An 18,331-nucleotide genomic window follows, 5' to 3' on the forward strand; every position below is an offset into this window, starting at 1 on the left:
CCGAGGTCGGCCCACGTTCACCTGGAGCACCGTGACACTCAGCGAGACGCTCGTCCGGACCGGCCTGCGCGTCGGCGCCCGCGTCGCCCCCGACACGACAGCCCGGGTCATGGCCGAGAAGTTCTTCACCGTCGGGCAGCGCGTCCGGGTCTGGCCGCAGGACGAGCCCGTCATGGCGGCTGCCCGCCGCGAGACCGTCGTGCTGAACGCCCGCCCCGGCGGGACCACCGACGTCGTCACGTACACCTGGGGCGACGGCTCCCGCACGGTGCTCCTCGCGCACGGGTGGCAGTCCCGCACGTCCCGCTTCGGGGCGATCATCACCCGGCTCGTCGACGACGGCGCGACGGTCGTGGGCTTCGACGCGCCCGGCAACGGGGAGACAGACGGGACGACGTCGTCCCTCCTCGATCACCTGGACCTCATCTCGCTTCTCGCGGAGAAGCAAGGGGAGCTCGACGCGATCATCGGGCACTCCTTCGGGGCGCTCGCGGCGAGGATCGCCGTCGAGGAGGGCGTCCCTGCCCGGCGGGTCGTCGCGATCGCCGGTCCCAACACCTTCGACTTCCTCGCCGACACCGCCGCCGTGCGGGCAGGACTCCCGCCCCGGCTCCTGCCGCCGATGATCGACCGCGCGATGCAGCGAGTGCTGCCCGGAACGACCGGGGCGGAGGCAGCCGAGAGGTTCCACGTGCTGCGGCCCACGAGCGTCCCGCTCTTGATCGTCCACGACGACGCAGACCCCGAGGTTCCGCTGGTCGAGGCCGAGGAGCACGCGGCAGCCGCGGGCGAGGGCGCCCACCTGCTCGTGACCCACGGCCACGGGCACAACCGCGTCCTCGTCGCGCAGGAGACGGTGGACGCCGTCGCGAAGTTCTGCGCCGACTCGGCGCCGCAACGCCTAACCTGAGGGCATGCCTGCCAAGATCCTCGTCGTCGACGACGATGACCTCATCGCCGCGTCCGTCGTCGCGCACGTCCGCGCCGCCGGTCACGACGCACGCCAGTCCGCCGACGCCGCCACGGCGGAGCACGAGTGGCGCACGTGGCGACCGGACGTCGTCGTCCTGGACGTCAGGCTTCCGGGCCGGTCGGGCCTCGATCTGCTGCGCCGGCACCGCGAGGACGGCGACGGTACCCCCGTCGTGCTGCTCTCCGGGCTCGGCACCGTGGACGACCGGATCGTCGGGCTCGAGGTCGGGGCCGACGACTACCTGGCGAAGCCGTTCGACGCGCGGGAGCTCGTCCTGCGTGTTGAGGCCCTGCTGCGCCGGGGCGCGGTCGCCGTCGAGCCGACACCCTCACGGATCACCGTGGGGAAGCTCACCGTCGACGCCTCCGACCGCACCGCCGTCGTCGACGGGGACGGCGCTCCACGGCGCGCGGAGCTCGCACCGCGCGAGTTCGCGCTCCTGCAGTTCCTGGCACTGCACCCCGGCCGGTCGTTCAGCCGGCGAGAACTGCTGCGTCGCGTCTGGGGGTGGGACTTCGGCGACGACTCGACCGTGATGGTCCACGTCCGCCGCCTGCGTGCCAAGCTCGAGGCCGACCCGGCCGACCCGCAGATCCTCATCAACGTCCGCGGCGCAGGCTACTGCGTCGCAGCACCCGCACCGAGCGAGGAGCACAGCGCATGACCGACCTTCAGCTCATGGGGGCCATCACCCTGACCTCGGCCGTCCTGATCGGGGCGATCGGTCTGTGCCTCGTGATGTGGGCACGCCGCCAGTCCCTGGTCGCCGCGCTCGTCGTCGCCGCCCTCGTGCCGTTCGGCGCCGTCGTCGCGGCCGTGGCCGTGAACGTCAACGCGATGTTCCTCTCCTCGCACGACGCCGACGTGATCTGGTTCGTCCTCGCCGTCACCTCCGTCCTCGCGGTGGCGCTCGCCGTCATCCTGGGACGCTCCCTCGGCCGCGAGCTGAAGCGCGTCGGCGACGAGGCGCGGCGGCTCGCGGAGGAGGGACCGGACGCGGCCGGGTCGGACGGGGCTGCGTCCGTCGCGCCCGTCACCGCGGAGCTCGCCCACCTCAGTGCCGAGCTCGCCGACACCCGCGAGCGCCTGGCCGTCGCACGCGAGCGCGAGCGTGCTGCCGACGGAGCACGCCGTCAGGTCGTCGCGTTCGTGAGCCACGACCTGCGCAGCCCGCTCGCCGGGATCCAGGCCGCTTCGCAAGGATTGCGCGACGGGGTGTTCGACGACCCGTCGACCGCGCTCGACGGCATCGAGTCGGCCGTGCAGCGCATGGCGCGGATGATCGACGACCTCGCCGAGCTCTCCCGGCCCGGGTCCGACGACGCGCCCGCCAGCGAGCCCGACCACGCCCGGGTGGACCTCGCCGCGGTGGTGCGCGACGTCGTCGCGCACGTCCTGCCCGTCGCCACCGACGCCGGAGTGGTCCTGGACTCGCAGATCGAGGACGGCGTCGTCGTCACCGGTGACGCGGACGACCTGGCACGCCTGCTCGACAACCTCGTCGCCAATGCCGTCCGCTCGAGCGGATCGGGTGGACGGGTGCTCGTCGCCGCGCAGAACGCCGACGGGGGAGTGCGGCTCGTCGTCGAGGACACGTGCGGCGGAATTGCCGAGCACGACCGACGCCGCGTCCTTGAACCCGGCTTCCAGGGCGACGGCGCCGTGGGCGCGAGCGGGCTTGGGCTGGCGATCGTCGACAGTGTCGTCGAGGCCCACGGCGGCAAGGTGGCCGTCGGGTCGACGGGCGAGGGGTGCAGCGTCGAGGTCCGGATTCCGCAGGGCGCGTAGCCGCCGGTCGAGCCCGACGAGACCGCACCGGTCGCGAGGCCCAGGTGAGGGAGCACGCAGCTCTGTGAGCTGCCGTGGGTGTCCCGGCGTGCGATCCGTCGACGTAGCCCGCGCGCGATGTGCGCATCGGAATGCGATCGTATGAAGGTCGAGCGGACGAGTCTGATGCACCCGATCCCGTTGGAGTTCACGAACACCGAGGATGACGAGGCGCGCACCGAAACTCCGGCTGAGCGCATGGCGAAGCTCGAAGCCGAGATCCGGCAGGAGCGCCGTGATCGACAGCGACGGCTTCTTGGCGGTGGCTGGCCCGATCGTGCTCGGTAGGCGGCGCGCTCAGTCGGTGAGCTCGCGCCCCGATGCGTATCGCCAGACCACGTGGTCGAGTGTGCGCGGGCTGACCTCGAGCTTTTCGGCTGCAGCTGAGATCAGATCGACCGCTTCGGTGGTGCTGAGCGAGTCCTCGCGGTCCAGTGCGTCGGCCAGGAATCGGAGCACCATGCGGTCGGGCTTCACCGACGGTTGACCCGCGAGGATGAGCAGGTAGTTGTACGTGACTCCGGAGCGCTGACTGGTCAGCTTCTTCCAGCGCGTGTGCACCCGGTTGTCTTGCGGGCTCTTGCCGACCTCGGCGTCGAGATCCGCAACGGTGTCGATCTCCAGGTCGACCATCAACTGGGCCGCATCACGAATGACATCTGCCTTCAGTGGCGCGCCCGGGCGCGTGTTGGCCGGCTTGACGTTCTGAGCCACCGTTTCGGCCCAGGGGCGCGGTCCGCCCGCCTCCTCGAACGAGCGCAGGAGCGCGCTGGCGCCGTCCTTGCTTCCGCCGGCTTCTCGGTACCTGGCGATCACGTTCGTCACCGAGGTGTAGTGGGAGCCCGTCGAGTAGATCGCGTCGATGATGCACAACGCGAGGCTGTCGGGATATCCCTCCGGGGTGGACCAGATCTCCTGCTCGCCGAGGTTCTTCTTGCAGAAGTCGACCAGGGCGTCGACGTCACGCTGTGCACTCGTCATGCGTTTACTTTTGCATGCTACGAAGGAATCGAGAGGTAGCCGCGCCGACGTGAGGCGGCTCGGACAGTGGCGTTCCGCTGCCGGGCCGGACGATAAGGTGCCCGGCATGGGTTGGTTCACGAAGATTCGACGTAAGTTCTCCGCATCGGCCACGCAGGACGTCGCCCCGGCGCCGGCGGAGGTGGAGTCACCTGTCGTCGCCGACGGTCCCGCCGAGCCGTCGTCCGCGCCGGTCCCTGATGTCGTGCCCGAGTCCGAACCGGCGCCCGATGTCGAGCCTGAGCCCCAGTCCGCGCCCGAACCGGTCGCAGAATCCGTGCCCCAGCCCGTCACGGGCGTCGAGCCGGTCGCGCCCGCCGAGCGCACTGTTCTGGACCTGTCCGGTGTGGACTCCGTGCGGGTGCGCATCGTCGCGACCGACGTGCTTCTGGGCGAAGAGGAGCGGGAGAGCGTCGACCGCACGGAGTACCTCGTGGTGCGCGAGCCTGCAGACGTCGACGCCGTGAGCACGCTCGCCGTGTTCGACGGCGAGCGCAAGATCGGCTACTTGTCGCCCGCGAAGGCCGATCTGCTCGTTCCGCTCCTGGACTCGATGCCCGCCGACGCCTTCCGGATCGCCGGAGACCCGGACGTGGCGAAGCCGGAGCAGTTCTGGGCGTTCATCCCGCGTGTCCCGGCTCTCCGTGCGCACGCGCAGTCGCTTCTCGCGGACTCGGCGGCCCGCTAGCGATCAACCACGGGGCGGAGGCTACGTCCCGTCCGCCACCATCGCCGCCAGCCCGTCGCGCAGGGGGATCTGGGCCGACCATCCCAGCAGCTCCTCGGCACGTTCGCTCGACGCGGTGACGTGCCGGACGTCGCCCGCCCGGTACTGACCGGTGACGACGGGCGCGGGCCCGTCCATCACCTCGGCGAGCACCTGTGCCATCTCCCCGACGGTGGTCACGGTCCCTGACCCGACGTTGAGCGGGGTCACGCCCGGCCCGACGGGGTGCTCGGCCGCGCGCACGACGGCGGCCGCGACGTCGTCGACGTGGACGAAGTCGCGGCGCTGCCCGCCGTCCTCGAACACGCGGGGCGGGCGCACGTGCGCGAGCTCGGACCGGAAGATCGATGCGACGCCCGCGTACGGGGTGTCGCGGGGCATCCCTGGTCCGTAGACGTTGTGGAAGCGGAGCGCGGTGGCGCTCGCGCCGGTCTCGCGGGTCCAGGCGCGCAGCAGGTGCTCGCCGTGCACCTTGGTCGCCGCGTAGACGTTGCGCGGGTCGAGCGGCGCGTCTTCGCCGACCAGTCCGGGGACGAGGACGCTGCCGCACTGCGGGCAGCGCGGGTCGAAGGTGCCGGCGTCGAGGTCGGCGACCTCGCGGGGTGCGGGGGAGACGACGCCGTGCTCGCCCGTCCCGTCGCCGGTGCACTCGTACCGCCCCTCGCCGTACACCACCATCGAGCTCGCGAAGACGAGGTGCCGGGTCCCGGCGCGTGCAGCCGCCTTGAGGATCATGGCGGTGCCGAGGTCGTTGGACGCGACGTAGTCGTCGATGTCGTCGATGTTCACGCCGAGCCCGACCTTTGCCGCGAGGTGCACGACGACGTCGCTCGCCCCGACGGCCGTCGTCACCGCGGCCAGGTCCTGGATGTCGGCGGTGATCAGTTGGACGCCGTCGGGCAGGTCGGGACTCCGGTGGTCGTGGACGTCGACGCGCAGGCTGTCGAGGACGGTCACGTCCTGCCCGGCCCGGACGAATGCCCGGACCGAGGCGGACCCGATGAAGCCGGCGCCGCCGGTGAGGAGAATTCGCATGCCTGCAGCATGGCTGTCCACGCCACCTCCCGCAGGGCCGACCCGCCATTTCGGGACGAACGATCCGCTGACGACTACGCTGCGTGCATGAGCAACGTCGTTGGGTTCGGGATGGTCCTCGTGCTGGTGCTCGGCGCGCTCGCCGTCGTGGTCGCGGCGATCGTGCTGCTGGTGCGCTCCACCCGTATCGGGACCGAGGGGGCTCACCGCAGTGTCGAGGAGCGCCTCGCCGAGCTGGACGCCCTCGTGGAGAGCGGCACCATCAGCGCGCGTGAGCGGGAGAAGGCGCGCGAGCGCATCCTCGACTCCCTCTGACCTCCGCCGCACCGAGTCGCGGAGGCGTCGAACGATCGCCTGACGAGTCGGCGGATCCACGCCGTATCTCGTGCCTGAGCCCTGCTCCGGTGCGAGACTCCCGGCCATGAGCGCATCGCATCCCACCCCGGCCGCAGAGTCCCCGATCGGCATCATCGGCGGCTCCGGCCTCTACTCGCTGCTGGACGACCCGCAGGAGGTGGAGGTCGAGACGCCATTCGGGTTCCCGTCCGAGAACCCCCAGCGCGGGACGTTCGGCGGCAAGGACGTCGTCTTCATCCCCCGTCACGGCGCCGACCACCGCTTCCCGCCGGCACGGATCAACTACCGGGCCAACCTCTGGGCGCTGCGGGCGTTGGGCGTCCGGCGCGTGCTCGCCCCGGCCGCCGTCGGTGGGCTGACGCCGGAGCTCGGGCCGGGCAGCGTCGTCGTCCCGGACCAGCTGATCGATCACACGTGGGGGCGCGCGCACACGGTGTACGACGGCTTGGGCCCGGTCGTGCACGTCGGTTTCGCGGACCCGTACTGCCCCACGGGCCGCGCGACGGCGGTCGCGGCACCGGTGCCGGAGCCGTTGACGATGGTCGACGGCGGCACCATGGTCGTGATCCAGGGGCCGCGGTTCTCGACCCGGGCGGAGTCGCGCCGCAATGCGCGCGAGGGCGGCACGGTCGTCGGGATGACCGGGGCGCCGGAGGCGGGGATCGCCCGGGAGCTGGCGATGTGCTTCACCACGTTGGCACTGGTCACGGACTCGGACGCGGGCGTCGACGCGACGACGGCGGTCTCGCACGCCGGCGTCCTCGAGGCGTTCGCGCAGAACGTCGAGCACCTCGGCACGCTGCTCGCGGACGTCGTCTCCGCGCTGCCGGACACCGACTGCACGTGCCGGCACGCCGTCGACGGGCTGACGCTGCCGTTCGAGCTGCCGTAACGGGCGGCTACAGCTCGTCGGCCAGCGCGGTCAGGGTCTCCGAGACCCCGGCCTGGAGCTTGAGGGTGGCGAGGTCGTCGCCGCGGGTCCACCCGCGGTTGACGATCACCACCGGCTTGTCGTCCTTGACCGCGCGCTTGACGAACCGAAGCCCGCTCATCACCGCGAGCGACGACCCGGCGACGAGTACGGCGTCGGCCTCGTCCACCATCGCGAACGCCCGGTCGACGCGCTCGCGGGGCACGTTCTCGCCGAAGTAGACGATCTCCGGCTTCAGCACCCCGCCGCAGAATTCGCAGGGTGCGGGGACGAAGTGCGACGTCTGCTCGATCACGGCGTCGGCGTCGGGCGCGATCTCGATGTCGGCGACCGCGCCCGAGACGGACTCGACGAACCCGGGGTTGAGGAGGTCGAGCCGCTCGGCGAGGTGCTCGCGGGAGATCACCCGGGAGCACTGCAGGCAGATGACCCGGTCGTAGCGTCCGTGCAGGTCGATCACGTTCCGTGCGCCCGCCTCCTCGTGCAGCAGGTCCACGTTCTGCGTGATGATCCCGGTCAGCAGCCCGCGCTCCTCCAACCGAGCCGCTGCCCGGTGGCCGGCGTTCGGGTGCGTGCGGTTCACGTGCCGCCAGCCGACGTGGTTGCGCGCCCAGTAGTGGCGGCGGAAGTCGGCGTCGTTGACGAACTGCTCGTACGTCATCGGCGTGCGCGGCGGCGAGTCGGGCCCGCGGTAGTCGGGGATCCCGGAGTCGGTGGAGATCCCCGCCCCGGTCAGGAGAGCGAGGCGGCGTCCTCGCAGAAGCCTCACGACGTCGCCGTACGTCGCCGTGCTGTCGTCGATCAGTTCCACACTTCGAGCCTACGCCCGCCGACGACGTCGTACCCCGGCCGGGCCGCGACGTCAGACGGCGCTGTGCCCGGGTTCGTAACACTTACGTTAAGTGTCTAGTGAAATGGCCCACAGTTGGCTAGTGTGCAGGGGACCGAACAAATCTGCCGGGCGGCAGCTCCGGCACGGACGAGAGCAATGAGGCCTTTTCCATGACACGACGTCCAACACGCCGCGGGGCCGCCGTGGCACTCGCGGCCGCCACGGCCCTGGGTGCGAGCGTTCTCACCGCCCCGGCAGCCGGTGCCGCTCCCGCCGACGGCGGAGACCCCGACGGCATCAACGGGTTCCGGTCCGTGGGTTACTTCCAGGCCCACGCACCCAGCAAGGAGGACGGTGGCCGCGACTACCAGGTCGAGGACATCATCACCTCCGGTGCGATCGACGACCTGACGCACCTCAACTACTCCTTCGGGAACGTCACGACCGACCTCGTCTGCGACATCAGCGACGGCGTCGTCCCGGACCACGGTGTGGACCCCGGCGAGGTCGAGGGCGACCCGGAGAACGACTACCTGCGCCTCGTCTCGGCCAAGGACTCGGTCGACGGCGTCGCCGACAGCCCGGACCAGGCGCTCGCCGGGAACTTCAACCAGCTCCGCAAGCTCAAGGAGGAGTACCCGGGGATCAAGATCCTCGTCTCCCTCGGCGGCTGGACCTGGTCGGACAACTTCCCGGCCGCGACGGCGACCCCGGAGGCCCGCGAGAAGCTCGTCGAGTCCTGCCTCGACCTGTACATCGACGGCGACCTCCCGGTCTACGGCGACCAGGGCGGCGAGGGTGTCGCAGCCGGCATCTTCGACGGCATCGACATCGACTGGGAGTGGCCCGCAGCCAACGGCGAGCACGGCCCGGTCTACGGTGACGAGGAGAAGGCGAACTTCCTCGCGATGCTCCAGGAGTTCCGCACCGAGCTCGACGAGCGTGCCGAGGCCAACGACACGGAGTACCTGCTGACCGGGTTCGCACCGGCAGGCTGGGCCCCGCGGACCAACGGCGGCTGGGTCGACCCGATCGCCATCGACTCGTTCGACTACATCAACATCCAGGGCTACGACTACCACGGTGGCTGGGTGGGCAACCGCACCGGGCACCAGGGCAACCTGCACGCCTACGACTGGCCCGTCGACCCCACGCAGCCCGACGGTGAGCAGACCTCCGCCAACTGGGGCCTCGCCGCGGACGGCCTGCTCAACGCCTACAAGGCCGCGGGCTACGACGGCGAGCAGCTCAACCTCGGCATGGCCGTCTACGGCCAGGGCTGGGAGGGCGTGACCGACGGCGAGATCGCCGGCACCGCCGCCACCGCCTCGATCGGCACGCCGACGTACGACGAGCTCAAGAACCTCGGCAAGGCCTACTTCGACCCCGAGGCCGGTGCGTCGTGGCGCTACGACGGGGACCGCTGGTACTCGTACGACGACAAGAAGTCGGTCAACGCGAAGTCCGAGTGGCTCGCCGAGAACGACTTCGGCGGCGCCATGTGGTGGGACATCTCCGGCGACAAGAAGAACGACCTCGTCGGGCAGGCTGCCGACACGTTCCGCACAGCCACCCCCGGGCCGCAGGTCGGCGAGCAGTGCGCCGCCCCGTGGTACGCAGCCGGTGTCTACACCAAGGGCGCCACGGTCTCCCACGACGGCGTCGAGTACGAGGCCAAGTACTGGACGCGCAACCAGGAGCCCGGCTCCTCGAGCGCCTGGACCGAGATCGGCGGCTGCGGCACCGCACCCGCCGTCGAGGTCGAGCAGTGCGGCGACGCCTGGGACTCCGCAGCCACGTACCGCAAGGGCGACGTCGTCACCCGCGCTGGCGTGAACTACACGGCCCAGTGGTGGACCAAGGGTGACCTGCCGGGCGGCTCGGCATGGAGCTCGTGGGACGCAGGCGTTCCCTGCGCCTGACCGCACACCGCACGATCTGAGGTGAGCGAAGGCGGTGCCCCGGACCCGATTTCGGATCCGGGGCACCGACCCGCTATCCTTGTGTCGCTGGTGATTCCAGCGAGGTAGCGTGTCCGAGCGGCCGAAGGTGCAACACTCGAAATGTTGTGTGGTGTCAAAGCCACCGTGGGTTCAAATCCCACCGCTACCGCCGACACGAAGGGCCCCGAACCGGATGGTTCGGGGCCCTTCGTCGTTCGCCGGTCCCCGGTACTCACTGTCGTCCCGAGACGACGAAGGGCGGTCCCGGATCGGTTCCGGGACCGCCCCTTCACGCTCGGAGTGGCTCAGTGCGACGTCAGCTCCTGCATGCCGTGCTGCGGGGCATCCCGCTGAACGGCTGCGATGAGCGCGGCAAGCTCCGGGACCACGCGAGCATTGGCGTCGAGGGCCGTGTCGACCTGGTCGAGCTCGCGAGGGGTGAGCTGGAGGACGCGATCGCGGAGCAGGACCTCGCGGGCATGCTCCATCGCAGCCCCGAGCACGAACGCGGACACGTCCTGCTGCTGGGCGGCAGCGGCCTCGCGGATGGTCTCGAGGGCGTCGGGTGACAGGCGCATGTGTATGCGCTCTGACCGAGCGTTGGCGGTAGGCATGGTGACTCCTCGGGTCCGTGGTGTACGTCTACTGTACGCATGGGGTGCGTACGCCTCAATGTGGTCCTGTTGAAGCGAACGTCGCGCGCAGGTCGTTCGTCGTGAGGAAGAGGCTGAGCTGGTGGTCGAGGAACCGGCGAAAGCCGTGCTTGAGGTAGAAGCAGGCGGCGTCCTCGTGGAGCGCGTGAACGACGATGATCTCAAAGCCGATGTTGTCGGCCGCTGCCAGCAGCCGCTGGAGGGCGTCGACGAGGAGCAGCTTGCCGACGCCACCACCCTGGTAGTCCTTGTCGACAGCGAGCCGTGCAAGGAGCATCGCCGGCGCCGGGTAGCGACGCCTGCGTCCTAGTGCTGACTCGCCGTCGGCCGCTGATAGTTCGAAGGTGCGCATGGAGAAGTAGCCGGCGACGCGCTGCGCCTCCTCGTCGAGCAGCAGAGTGGTTCGGACGTTGTCCTTCTTCTCGCTCTGGCCGGCGTAGCGGGCGAGCCACTCGTTGAGCTCCGGTTCACCGCAGTCGAACGGATGGAGCTTGATGGCTGCCGAGGTGAACGGCCGCGCGATGAGCATCGTCGTTGGTGCCTTTCCGATCGCCAGGACTCGAGCGGTCGCCACCCTACGGTGAGGTGGTGACAGGGATGAGTGGAGGTGGGAGGTGCGGTCGTCGGGTATCGCCGCTTCCGCGCTTTCCACCCACGCGAATCTTCGACCACGCGAGCAGTTACGCGCTCGCCGATGCCTCGGCCCCGATGCTCCGGGACGATGACGAGCTCCTTGACCCAGACGTGGCCGACTCGGTGCTCCCAGCAGACGACGCCGCCTGGCATGTCGTTCCCCATGGCGATGTGGATGCCGCCTGCATCAAAGATGGGCCCAGCCCCGGCGTCTCGTGTGGCGCCGTCTCACACGAACAACTGCTCGATCGTCGAACGACACGACTCGTGGTGTGCTTTGGCGAAGAAGGCGCGGTTCGACTCGGTCGCCGATACCAGGGCAACGTCCGCAGGGTGATCTTGGCCGGGGCCGCACCATCTGCCCTCCGCATTCCGACGGAGTTTCGACCCATCGTGTGCAAGCTCGTCTGACCAGCCCGGTCGTGAAAACACAAGTTAGAGCTGATCTGATGGCCGCCGGAGGGAGCGCGTCGGAAGACGCCGGCGTAGCCCACCGCTACCGCCGACACGAAGGGTCCCGAACCGGATGGTTCGGGGCCCTTCGTCGTTGTGCAGCCGGACTGAGCCCCGGAGTGCGTGTGCCCTCGGCGTGGTAGCTGGTGGCCCGGCGCTAGTTCGACGCCTCCAGCTGCACGTATGCATCGCACGTCGCTGTGTCTTCCGCCGTGATCAGGGTGGAGTCTTTGACCAGGAACTCGCCGTTCGCCGGGATCGCGTTCGGGAAGTCCACCCCGCCGCCCACGATTTCGCCTGCGTCGTTGTGGCAGACGATGGCGATCCGTGGGTCCGTCCAGTCTTTGGAGGTCGTGTTCTGGACAGTGAATCGCAGATCGTCGGCCGTCGCTTCTATGGCTTCGACGACAGGCATGGCCTCTTGGCTACTTCCGTAGTCGCTCACGCTGACGGTCGCGTCGACACGCGAGGCCGTGCTCTCGGCAGGCAACGAGACCTGTGTGCCGATGGGGAACGTGGTTCCTGCCGTTCCGAGTACCTCGACCTGCTCCTCCGAGGCAATCAGCTCGTCGTTCTCGTCGTAGATGTTGAACAGCACCGTGGCGAACTCGCCCGTGAGTCCGTCGTGCTCGATCATCGCCGATACCCATGCGTAGTCACCGTCGACCCCCATGCCGGAGTCGACGACGGAAGCGGTTCCCGCAGCCGCGTCCGACGACGCAGCGTCTGCGGTCTCAGGAACCGTGGTGGAAGTCTGTTCGAGCGTGACGGTGCTCGTCTCGCCGAGGGCACTCACCTCGTAGTTGATCTGACCCTCGGCGTACGAGAACTCTTTGGACTCGTCGCTCGAGGCCAGCAGGGCGGTATCCGTCTGGCCGTGGTCGTTCGCTGACGACCAACTGTACGAACCTGTCGAGGAAGGAGCCTCGAACGACCCGGCCCAGTAGAGCATCGGGTCGCTCGTGTCGTCCGACAGCCAGTTGATGGTGATCGTCGATCCCGAGATCACTGCCTGCTGTTGTGGGCCATCCGCATCGACGGTGTCCCAGACTCCGCTGAGGTCCGGGACCTCCGGCGTCGCTGTCGTGCTCCCACCGTCGGACTCGGCCTTGTCGGCCGAGGCGCTGCATGCACTCAACCCGACCACCAGTGCGAATGCTGTTCCGAGCGCACCGAGGTGCCGCGCCATACCTGCAGTCTTCATCGAACCGTGCTCCCAACTCAAGCCCCGGCTGCCGATCTCCGGCCCCGGACACTTCGTGACTATTTTGTGCAGCCCATCAGATCAGAGCTAGTAGTCCGCGAAGTACCGTTGTGGGCTGATTCGAGGGTGAATTCGGCAGCGGACCGGTGCCTTTGATCACACCGCGAGGCATTTCGCGGAGCCTTGCCCTCTTGACGTGCGACGTGCGGCTCGTCGGGCTGCGCTCAACTGGCGCCCGGAACAGGCAGGTTGACACGGTGTTCGGTGCTGTTGGCTACGATCACCGCATGGAGACCGCCCCCACGACATCTGACGCGGATCGTCCGAGCGTCGCATCGACCGGGCGGCGCTCAAGCCGGACAACTGCTTTCGTCGCACTCGGCACGATGGCGCTGGCGGGTTGCTCCGCGGACGGCCAGGTCAGCCTCGTCAATGACTCTCCCGAGGTGGTGACGGTCGAGCTTGGGTCCGAGCCGAGTACGGAAATCCCGAGCGAAGGAGCAGTGACCCTCCTCGAGTTCGGAGAGTGCGTCGACGGGCCGGTGGTCGTCACGTACGCCTCGGGCTCCGAGGTGGCGGTCGACGGGCCGGTGTGTCCGGGCGAAGAGCTCCGGGTGACCGCGACCGCGGCGACGCTCTCCGAGTAACGGGCTCGCGGTCAGCCGCGCGCGTCCAACTGGAAGAGGTACGCGAACGCCTCGCGCGTGTAGGCGATGCCCTTGCCGGAGGCCCTGATTTGATCGGCGTCGGCGGTGGCCGGCTTCTTCGGCACGAGGTAGGTGTCGAGCTCGTCGGTCGAGAGGGTGTACGTCCCGCCGGTGTGGGCGGTGTCGCTGGCGTGCTGAACGACGCCGGTCAGGGTCAGGCGGGGGTCGAGGGCGGCGATGCTCGCGTCGCCGTGGCTGGCGTTGGAGAGCAGGTATCCGCCCGGAGCGACGTACTGCTGGCAGTGGTCCCAGATCGGCCCCGCGTACAGGGAGATCAGCAGGTCGAACGCGGCGTCCGGCAGCGGGAGCATTGCGGTGTAGTCGCCGGCGACGAACTGCACGTCGGCTCCGGCCCCCGGCTGGGCCCGGCCGTCGAGGTCGGCGGCGACGGCGTCCGGGTCGGCGAAGTACTTCGCGGCCCGGCGGTCCATGTCGAGATACGTGACGGACGGGAGTGCGGTTGACGGCGCGAGGTCCAGGTAGCTGCCGGGGTAGAGCGCCCGCTCGGCTCCGGTCGCGGCGTGGACGGCCGCGAACAGCGACGACCGGTCGCCGATCGACTGCCGGTACCCCGCCCAGGTCGCGGGCTGCTTCATCGGACGGTTCCGTCGTGCCGGTGGGTATCGGTCGTCGTGGGGAGCATGGTGCCCATCATCAGGGCGTTCGCTGGGCCGCGCGATCCGTCGTCGAATCTGCCTCGGTCGGAGTGCCCGGCTCAGCCGGGACCGAGAGGTGGCCGGTGCGGCGCAGCCACCACTCGACCAAAAGGGTGGTGAACGGCGGCACGGCGGCGGCCAGGGCGACGAACGCGCGGCCCCAGCCCCAGCGCAGCTTCACGGCGGCGTAGATCGTGACGAGGCCGTAGACGACGAACGCGGCACCGTGCAGGCGTCCGAACAGCCAGACCCCTGCCTCGGTGGTCTCGGTGACGTACTTGAGGAACATGCCGACGAGAAGTCCGGCCCAGGTGAACGCCTCGACGAAGGCGACGATCGCGTAGACGCGGCCGACGGGCGAGAGCGGGGCGGGCGACGAGTCAGTCATGGGGGTCCTTCCGGGTGGGGCGATGGCGGGCGACAGTATCGCCGATGCACCTGGACACGGTGTCCAGCCAGGCCCGCTACAGACGTCGGCCCCGGTGAATGAGACGGGCCGCCGTCGTCCGGGTGGACGACGGCGGCCCCTGCCGTTCGGTGGCTCAGCGCACCCGGACGGTCAGCTCCTTGCTCTCGGTGTCGCCGAGGTGGTTGCTGAACACGATCTGGTAAGTGTGCTTGCCGGCGGTGCGGCCGGTGAGCGGCACCTCGACGTGCTGGGCGGACGGGGTGCCGTCCGTGAGGTCTCCGGAGGAGACGGGTTCGCCGTCCTCGAGGAGGGTCCACGCGGTGGCGTTGGTGCCCCACCACAGGTCGGCACGGAGGGTGTACTCGCCGTCCTGGTCGTGGTTGTCGTGGCTCAGGCGCGGGGTGGCCGGCGCCGCCTCCGTGACCCGCACGGTGTGGGTGCGGCAGTCGGTGGTGCCGGCGGCGTTCACGAGCTCGCAGCCGTACTCGTACGTCCCGTCGGCGCGGTCGGCGACGTCGAACTCGACGTGCTGGGCGGCGGGGGTCGCGTCCACGAGGTTGCGCGTCGCGACGACGTCCCCGTTCTCGGTCAGCCGCACCTGGGTGGCGTTCTGGCCCCACCACAGGTCGACGGACACCGTGTAGTCGCCGCCACGGACGCCGTCGCGCGCGTTGTCGTCGCTGATTGCGCCACGGGCGGGTGCCTCGACCGCCGCGGGTCCGTCGATCGCGTAGAGCGTGGTCGAGCCGGAGACCTCGTTGCCGACGGCGAGCATCGCCTCCCCGGTCGGGGAGTCCGTCGCGGAGATGAAGGCGAGCCCCTCGGGCCCGAGGTCCCCGGCCGCGCGCACGGCCTCGGCGGGAGTGGCGCCGTCGTCGATCGCGTCCTCCGCCGAGACGGAGAAGTCCCGGTTGTTGAGGTACTGCACGAACGTCGCGTCGGTCGGGTCGGTGATGTCGTACGCCATGATGCCGCCGACACGCTCGAGCCCGACGAACGCGTACGTGCGGTCGCCCACCGTGCCGACGACGACGCTCTCCGGCTCCGGCCCCTTGGCGTCCGAGCGCGACTCGAACGAGGACTCGCCGTGGTCGGAGTTGAAGGTGTCCGGCGCGACGTCGGCCGTGATCTGCTCGAAGTCGTCGCCGGAGTCGAAGACCTGCTCGCCGTCGGCGGTCCAGATCGAGAACGAGCGGGCGCCGAACGCGAACAGCTCCTCGTAGCAGCTGCCGTCCGCGGCGAGGCCCGAGGCGCGCGAGACGTCGAGCCGGCCGAGGTCGTCGTCGGCCGTGCGCCCGGCGGCGGGGGCGTCGTCGCACAGGGGAGCGACCCCGTCCTCGCCGAGGTCCTTGACCCGCACCGGCTCCTCGTAGTCGCCCCACTCCCGGGCGTCGCCCTCGTTGGCGGTCAGCAGGTAGGTCTCGCCGCCCGCCGCGTAGCTCGTGATGCCGTCCGGCATGTAGAGGCCGCGCACGGGCACGGTGCGGATGTCGATCCCGGCATCCTTGTCAGACGGGTCGATGCCCTGGCCCTCGACCGAGAAGTCCTTGGACCCGAGCGACCGGATCTCGGTGACCTCCGCGGCGTCGAGATCCACGACGGCGACGGAGTTGGCCTCCTGCAGGGTCACCCAGGCGGTGGTCCCGTCGTCGGAGACCGTCACGTACTCGGGCTCCAGGTTGCGCGAGACCGGGTGGTCGGAGCCCTCGATCCCCGTGAACACGCGGACCCCCTCGGGCAGCGCACCCTCCGCCTCGAAGGCGTGGAAGTCGGCGATCCGGACCGCGTCCTGCCCGGGTGCCGTCACCGACCCGGGCAGGTCGACGACGGCGACGTCGCCCTCGGGGTCCACCGTGTAGTCGTCGTCGGGCTCACCCTCGTCGGCCACGACGGCGCGCGCCCCGTCCGGCGTGAACGTCACCATGTCCGGCAGGGCCCCGACGCGAACGGCGCCGAGTGCCGTGCCGTCGGTGGCGGCGTCGAAGAAGACCAGCCACCCCGCCTCGGTCTTCGGGTTCGACTCCACAGCCACCGCCACGAGACCGTCCTCGCGGACGGCCACCGAGTTGGCGACAGCCGATGCCGGAACGCTCGACCCGTCCGCGGCCGTCACGTTCGCGGTCTCGAGCGCGAACAGCCGCCGCGGAGCCCCGGGATCCTCGACGTCGAGGACCGTGACCTGCCCCGCATGGGCGTTAACCGAGAAGAGTCGCTGCGTCGCGGGGTGGTGCGCGACGATCTCGGCCGCCGACTGGTCGAACAGCCCGGTCTCGTAGCTGCCGAGAGCGCGCAGCTCGATCGCGGCGTCGGAGGTCGTGACCCCCACCGGGTCGTCGATCACGGCGGCCCGGGCAGCGGGAGCGGCGCTCGCGCTGACGAGTCCGCCGAGTGCGAGGCCGACGGCGGCGACCGCGGACCACCGTGGCAGCGTGAGGAGTCGGGGAGTGGGCACGGGCACAGGTCCTCCAGGAGTTTCGCGACGGCGGGACGAACGCTCCGCACGCTAGGCAGCCGACGTGCACGGGCGGGATGCGGGCGGTGAACCCTGCATGGCTTTCGGGTGTGATGTCGGAGATCGCGGACGGTGGTTGCCCCGCCTCTCCGGGTGGTGCACACTCAGAGTTCGGACACCCGAACTTTTCCCTCAGGAGCGTGTTGATGCCCGACGACGTCGCCGTCAGCCCGGCGCGGCCCGCCCGCCCCCGGCGTCCCGAGCGGGGGCTCTGGAGACTGCTCGGCCCCGCGTTCGTCGCCGCCGTGGCCTACGTCGACCCCGGGAACGTCGCCGCGAACCTCACCGCCGGAGCCCGGTACGGGTACCTGCTGGTCTGGGTGCTGGTGGCGGCCAACGTGATGGCGGTCCTCGTGCAGTATCTCTCCGCCAAGCTCGGCATCGTCACCGGCCGGTCGCTGCCCGAGGTCCTCGGCGAGCGCATGTCACGCCGGACCCGCCTGGCCTACTGGGGGCAGGCCGAGGTCGTCGCCGCGGCGACCGACCTCGCGGAGGTGATCGGCGGCGCCATCGCGCTCAACCTGCTCTTCGGGGTCCCGCTCGTGGTGGGCGGCATCATCACGGGCGTCATCTCCATGCTGGTGCTCTCGATCCAGCAGCGGCGCGGTCAGCGGGCCTTCGAGGCCGTGATCACGTCGATGCTCGCGATCCTGACCGTCGGGTTCTGCGCCGGCCTCTTCTTTGCGCCGCCGTCGCTCGAGGGCGTGCTCGGCGGGCTTGTCCCGCGGTTCGAGGGCGCCGACTCCGTCCTGCTCGCGGCCTCCATGCTCGGCGCCACCGTGATGCCGCACGCGATCTACCTGCACTCCTCGCTCGCCCGCGACCGGCACCGCGCCACCCGCCCCGCACTCCCCGGCAGTGCCGCGTACTCCGGCGAGCAGGCCGAGACCCGGCGGCTGCTCCGCGGGACGCGGCTCGACGTCGTGCTGGCGCTGATCGTCGCGGGCTCGGTGAACATCGCGATGCTGCTGCTCGCGGCGGCCAACCTGCCAGGCCGTGCCGGCACCGACTCCATCGAGGGCGCGCACGCCGCGATCGTCGACGTGCTCGGGCCGGTGGTCGGCGTGCTCTTCGCCGTCGGGCTGCTCGCCTCCGGGCTCGCCTCGACCTCGGTCGGCGCCTACGCCGGTGCCGAGATCATGCAGGGTCTGCTCAAGGTGCGGATTTCCCTGCTGTGGCGGCGTGCCGTCACCCTGATCCCGGCGGTCGTCCTGCTCGCGACGGGCATCTCGCCCACGTGGTTGCTGGTGATGAGCCAGGTGGTGCTCAGCTTCGGCATCCCGTTCGCGATGATCCCGCTGGTCCGTCTGACGCGCGACCGTGCGCTGATGGGGGAGCAGCGCAACGGCACGGTGACCCAGGTGGCCGGCTGGGCGGTGGCGACCGTGATCGTCGCCCTCAACCTCGTGCTGCTCTGGCTCACGTTCGCCGGGTGAGCGGGCCGCGCGTCGGGCCGGGA

18 protein-coding genes, 1 tRNA gene and 1 pseudogene are annotated in these 18,331 nt (G+C 70.3%); 10 read left to right on the plus strand and 10 right to left on the minus strand.

Annotation, left to right across the window (positions count from 1 at the left end; translation table 11 throughout):
• Positions 1 to 31: 31 nt before the first annotated feature.
• Genes BLU20_RS03970 through BLU20_RS03980 form a run of 3 tightly spaced genes read left to right on the plus strand, consistent with a single transcriptional unit; the run spans position 32 to position 2,761 of the window.
• Entirely contained in the window at positions 32 to 910 is an 879-nt protein-coding gene (locus BLU20_RS03970) for an alpha/beta hydrolase (protein ID WP_083371679.1), read from the plus strand.
• Positions 911 to 914: 4 nt separating this feature from the next.
• The gene (locus BLU20_RS03975; RefSeq protein ID WP_083371680.1) at positions 915 to 1,637 is read left to right on the plus strand and encodes a response regulator transcription factor; all 723 of its coding nucleotides are present in this window, start codon (positions 915 to 917) and stop codon (positions 1,635 to 1,637) included.
• Entirely contained in the window at positions 1,634 to 2,761 is a 1,128-nt protein-coding gene (locus tag BLU20_RS03980; protein WP_029252788.1) for a sensor histidine kinase, read from the plus strand. Before BLU20_RS03975 ends, BLU20_RS03980 begins: the two co-directional genes overlap by 4 nt.
• 336 nt (positions 2,762 to 3,097) lie before the next feature.
• Here the strand turns inward: BLU20_RS03980 and BLU20_RS03990 are convergent, their stop codons facing one another.
• Positions 3,098 to 3,781, minus strand: a complete 684-nt coding sequence (locus BLU20_RS03990; protein ID WP_083371682.1) for a hypothetical protein — start codon at positions 3,779 to 3,781, stop codon at positions 3,098 to 3,100.
• A gap of 106 nt (positions 3,782 to 3,887) precedes the next feature.
• Between BLU20_RS03990 and BLU20_RS03995 the strand changes: the two genes are divergently transcribed.
• Positions 3,888 to 4,508 (plus strand): hypothetical protein, encoded by a 621-nt coding sequence (locus BLU20_RS03995; protein ID WP_083371683.1) that lies wholly within the window; start codon positions 3,888 to 3,890, stop codon positions 4,506 to 4,508.
• A 21-nt stretch (positions 4,509 to 4,529) separates the two neighbouring features.
• Here BLU20_RS03995 and BLU20_RS04000 read toward each other — a convergent pair whose 3' ends face one another.
• Positions 4,530 to 5,582 (minus strand): NAD-dependent epimerase/dehydratase family protein, encoded by a 1,053-nt coding sequence (locus BLU20_RS04000; protein WP_083371684.1) that lies wholly within the window; start codon positions 5,580 to 5,582, stop codon positions 4,530 to 4,532.
• Between the two features lie 87 nt (positions 5,583 to 5,669).
• Here BLU20_RS04000 and BLU20_RS04005 point away from each other — a divergent pair, with 87 nt between their 5' ends.
• The gene (locus BLU20_RS04005) at positions 5,670 to 5,897 is read left to right on the plus strand and encodes a hypothetical protein (RefSeq protein ID WP_029252792.1); all 228 of its coding nucleotides are present in this window, start codon (positions 5,670 to 5,672) and stop codon (positions 5,895 to 5,897) included.
• A gap of 106 nt (positions 5,898 to 6,003) precedes the next feature.
• The gene (locus BLU20_RS04010; RefSeq protein WP_083371685.1) at positions 6,004 to 6,831 is read left to right on the plus strand and encodes an S-methyl-5'-thioadenosine phosphorylase; all 828 of its coding nucleotides are present in this window, start codon (positions 6,004 to 6,006) and stop codon (positions 6,829 to 6,831) included.
• Between the two features lie 7 nt (positions 6,832 to 6,838).
• On the opposite strand, the gene BLU20_RS04015 is transcribed toward BLU20_RS04010, so the two are convergent.
• Positions 6,839 to 7,681: a Sir2 family NAD-dependent protein deacetylase gene (locus BLU20_RS04015; RefSeq protein ID WP_052366963.1), complete on the minus strand. Its 843-nt coding sequence runs from the start codon at positions 7,679 to 7,681 to the stop codon at positions 6,839 to 6,841.
• A gap of 191 nt (positions 7,682 to 7,872) precedes the next feature.
• Here BLU20_RS04015 and BLU20_RS04020 point away from each other — a divergent pair, with 191 nt between their 5' ends.
• Complete coding sequence (locus BLU20_RS04020) at positions 7,873 to 9,624, plus strand: glycosyl hydrolase family 18 protein (RefSeq protein WP_083371686.1); 1,752 nt, start codon at positions 7,873 to 7,875, stop codon at positions 9,622 to 9,624.
• A gap of 103 nt (positions 9,625 to 9,727) precedes the next feature.
• Positions 9,728 to 9,814, plus strand: a tRNA-Ser gene (locus tag BLU20_RS04025).
• 136 nt (positions 9,815 to 9,950) lie between these two features.
• On the opposite strand, the gene BLU20_RS04030 is transcribed toward BLU20_RS04025, so the two are convergent.
• From BLU20_RS04030 to BLU20_RS04040, 4 genes and pseudogenes are all read right to left on the minus strand, one after another.
• A complete protein-coding gene (locus tag BLU20_RS04030) occupies positions 9,951 to 10,223 on the minus strand; it encodes a type II toxin-antitoxin system TacA family antitoxin (RefSeq protein WP_172829008.1) in 273 nt (90 codons plus the stop codon).
• A gap of 91 nt (positions 10,224 to 10,314) precedes the next feature.
• Entirely contained in the window at positions 10,315 to 10,827 is a 513-nt protein-coding gene (locus BLU20_RS04035) for a GNAT family N-acetyltransferase (RefSeq protein ID WP_083371688.1), read from the minus strand.
• Between the two features lie 122 nt (positions 10,828 to 10,949).
• Positions 10,950 to 11,096 (minus strand): annotated as a pseudogene (locus tag BLU20_RS14370) (GNAT family N-acetyltransferase); the annotation flags it as partial.
• A gap of 445 nt (positions 11,097 to 11,541) precedes the next feature.
• On the minus strand, positions 11,542 to 12,588 hold the full coding sequence (locus tag BLU20_RS04040; RefSeq protein ID WP_157270298.1) for a hypothetical protein: 1,047 nt from the start codon (positions 12,586 to 12,588) through the stop codon (positions 11,542 to 11,544).
• A gap of 503 nt (positions 12,589 to 13,091) precedes the next feature.
• On the opposite strand from BLU20_RS04040, the gene BLU20_RS13675 reads away from it, so the two are divergent.
• A complete protein-coding gene (locus BLU20_RS13675) occupies positions 13,092 to 13,235 on the plus strand; it encodes a hypothetical protein (protein ID WP_157270300.1) in 144 nt (47 codons plus the stop codon).
• A gap of 11 nt (positions 13,236 to 13,246) precedes the next feature.
• On the opposite strand, the gene BLU20_RS04045 is transcribed toward BLU20_RS13675, so the two are convergent.
• From BLU20_RS04045 to BLU20_RS04055, 3 genes are all read right to left on the minus strand, one after another.
• Positions 13,247 to 13,891 carry a class I SAM-dependent methyltransferase gene (locus BLU20_RS04045; protein ID WP_083371690.1) on the minus strand — a complete coding sequence of 215 codons (645 nt, stop codon included), beginning with the start codon at positions 13,889 to 13,891 and terminating at the stop codon, positions 13,247 to 13,249.
• Between the two features lie 58 nt (positions 13,892 to 13,949).
• Positions 13,950 to 14,339, minus strand: coding sequence for a DUF3817 domain-containing protein (locus BLU20_RS04050; RefSeq protein WP_083371691.1), 390 nt, complete (start codon positions 14,337 to 14,339; stop codon positions 13,950 to 13,952).
• A gap of 154 nt (positions 14,340 to 14,493) precedes the next feature.
• Entirely contained in the window at positions 14,494 to 16,812 is a 2,319-nt protein-coding gene (locus BLU20_RS04055) for a choice-of-anchor I family protein (RefSeq protein ID WP_197675416.1), read from the minus strand.
• A gap of 206 nt (positions 16,813 to 17,018) precedes the next feature.
• Between BLU20_RS04055 and BLU20_RS04060 the strand changes: the two genes are divergently transcribed.
• Complete coding sequence (locus tag BLU20_RS04060; RefSeq protein ID WP_083371692.1) at positions 17,019 to 18,308, plus strand: Nramp family divalent metal transporter; 1,290 nt, start codon at positions 17,019 to 17,021, stop codon at positions 18,306 to 18,308.
• The last annotated feature ends 23 nt before the right edge of the window (positions 18,309 to 18,331 follow it).

Origin of the sequence: Paraoerskovia marina, from assembly GCF_900105445.1 — a bacterium.
Classification (GTDB): domain Bacteria; phylum Actinomycetota; class Actinomycetes; order Actinomycetales; family Cellulomonadaceae; genus Paraoerskovia; species Paraoerskovia marina.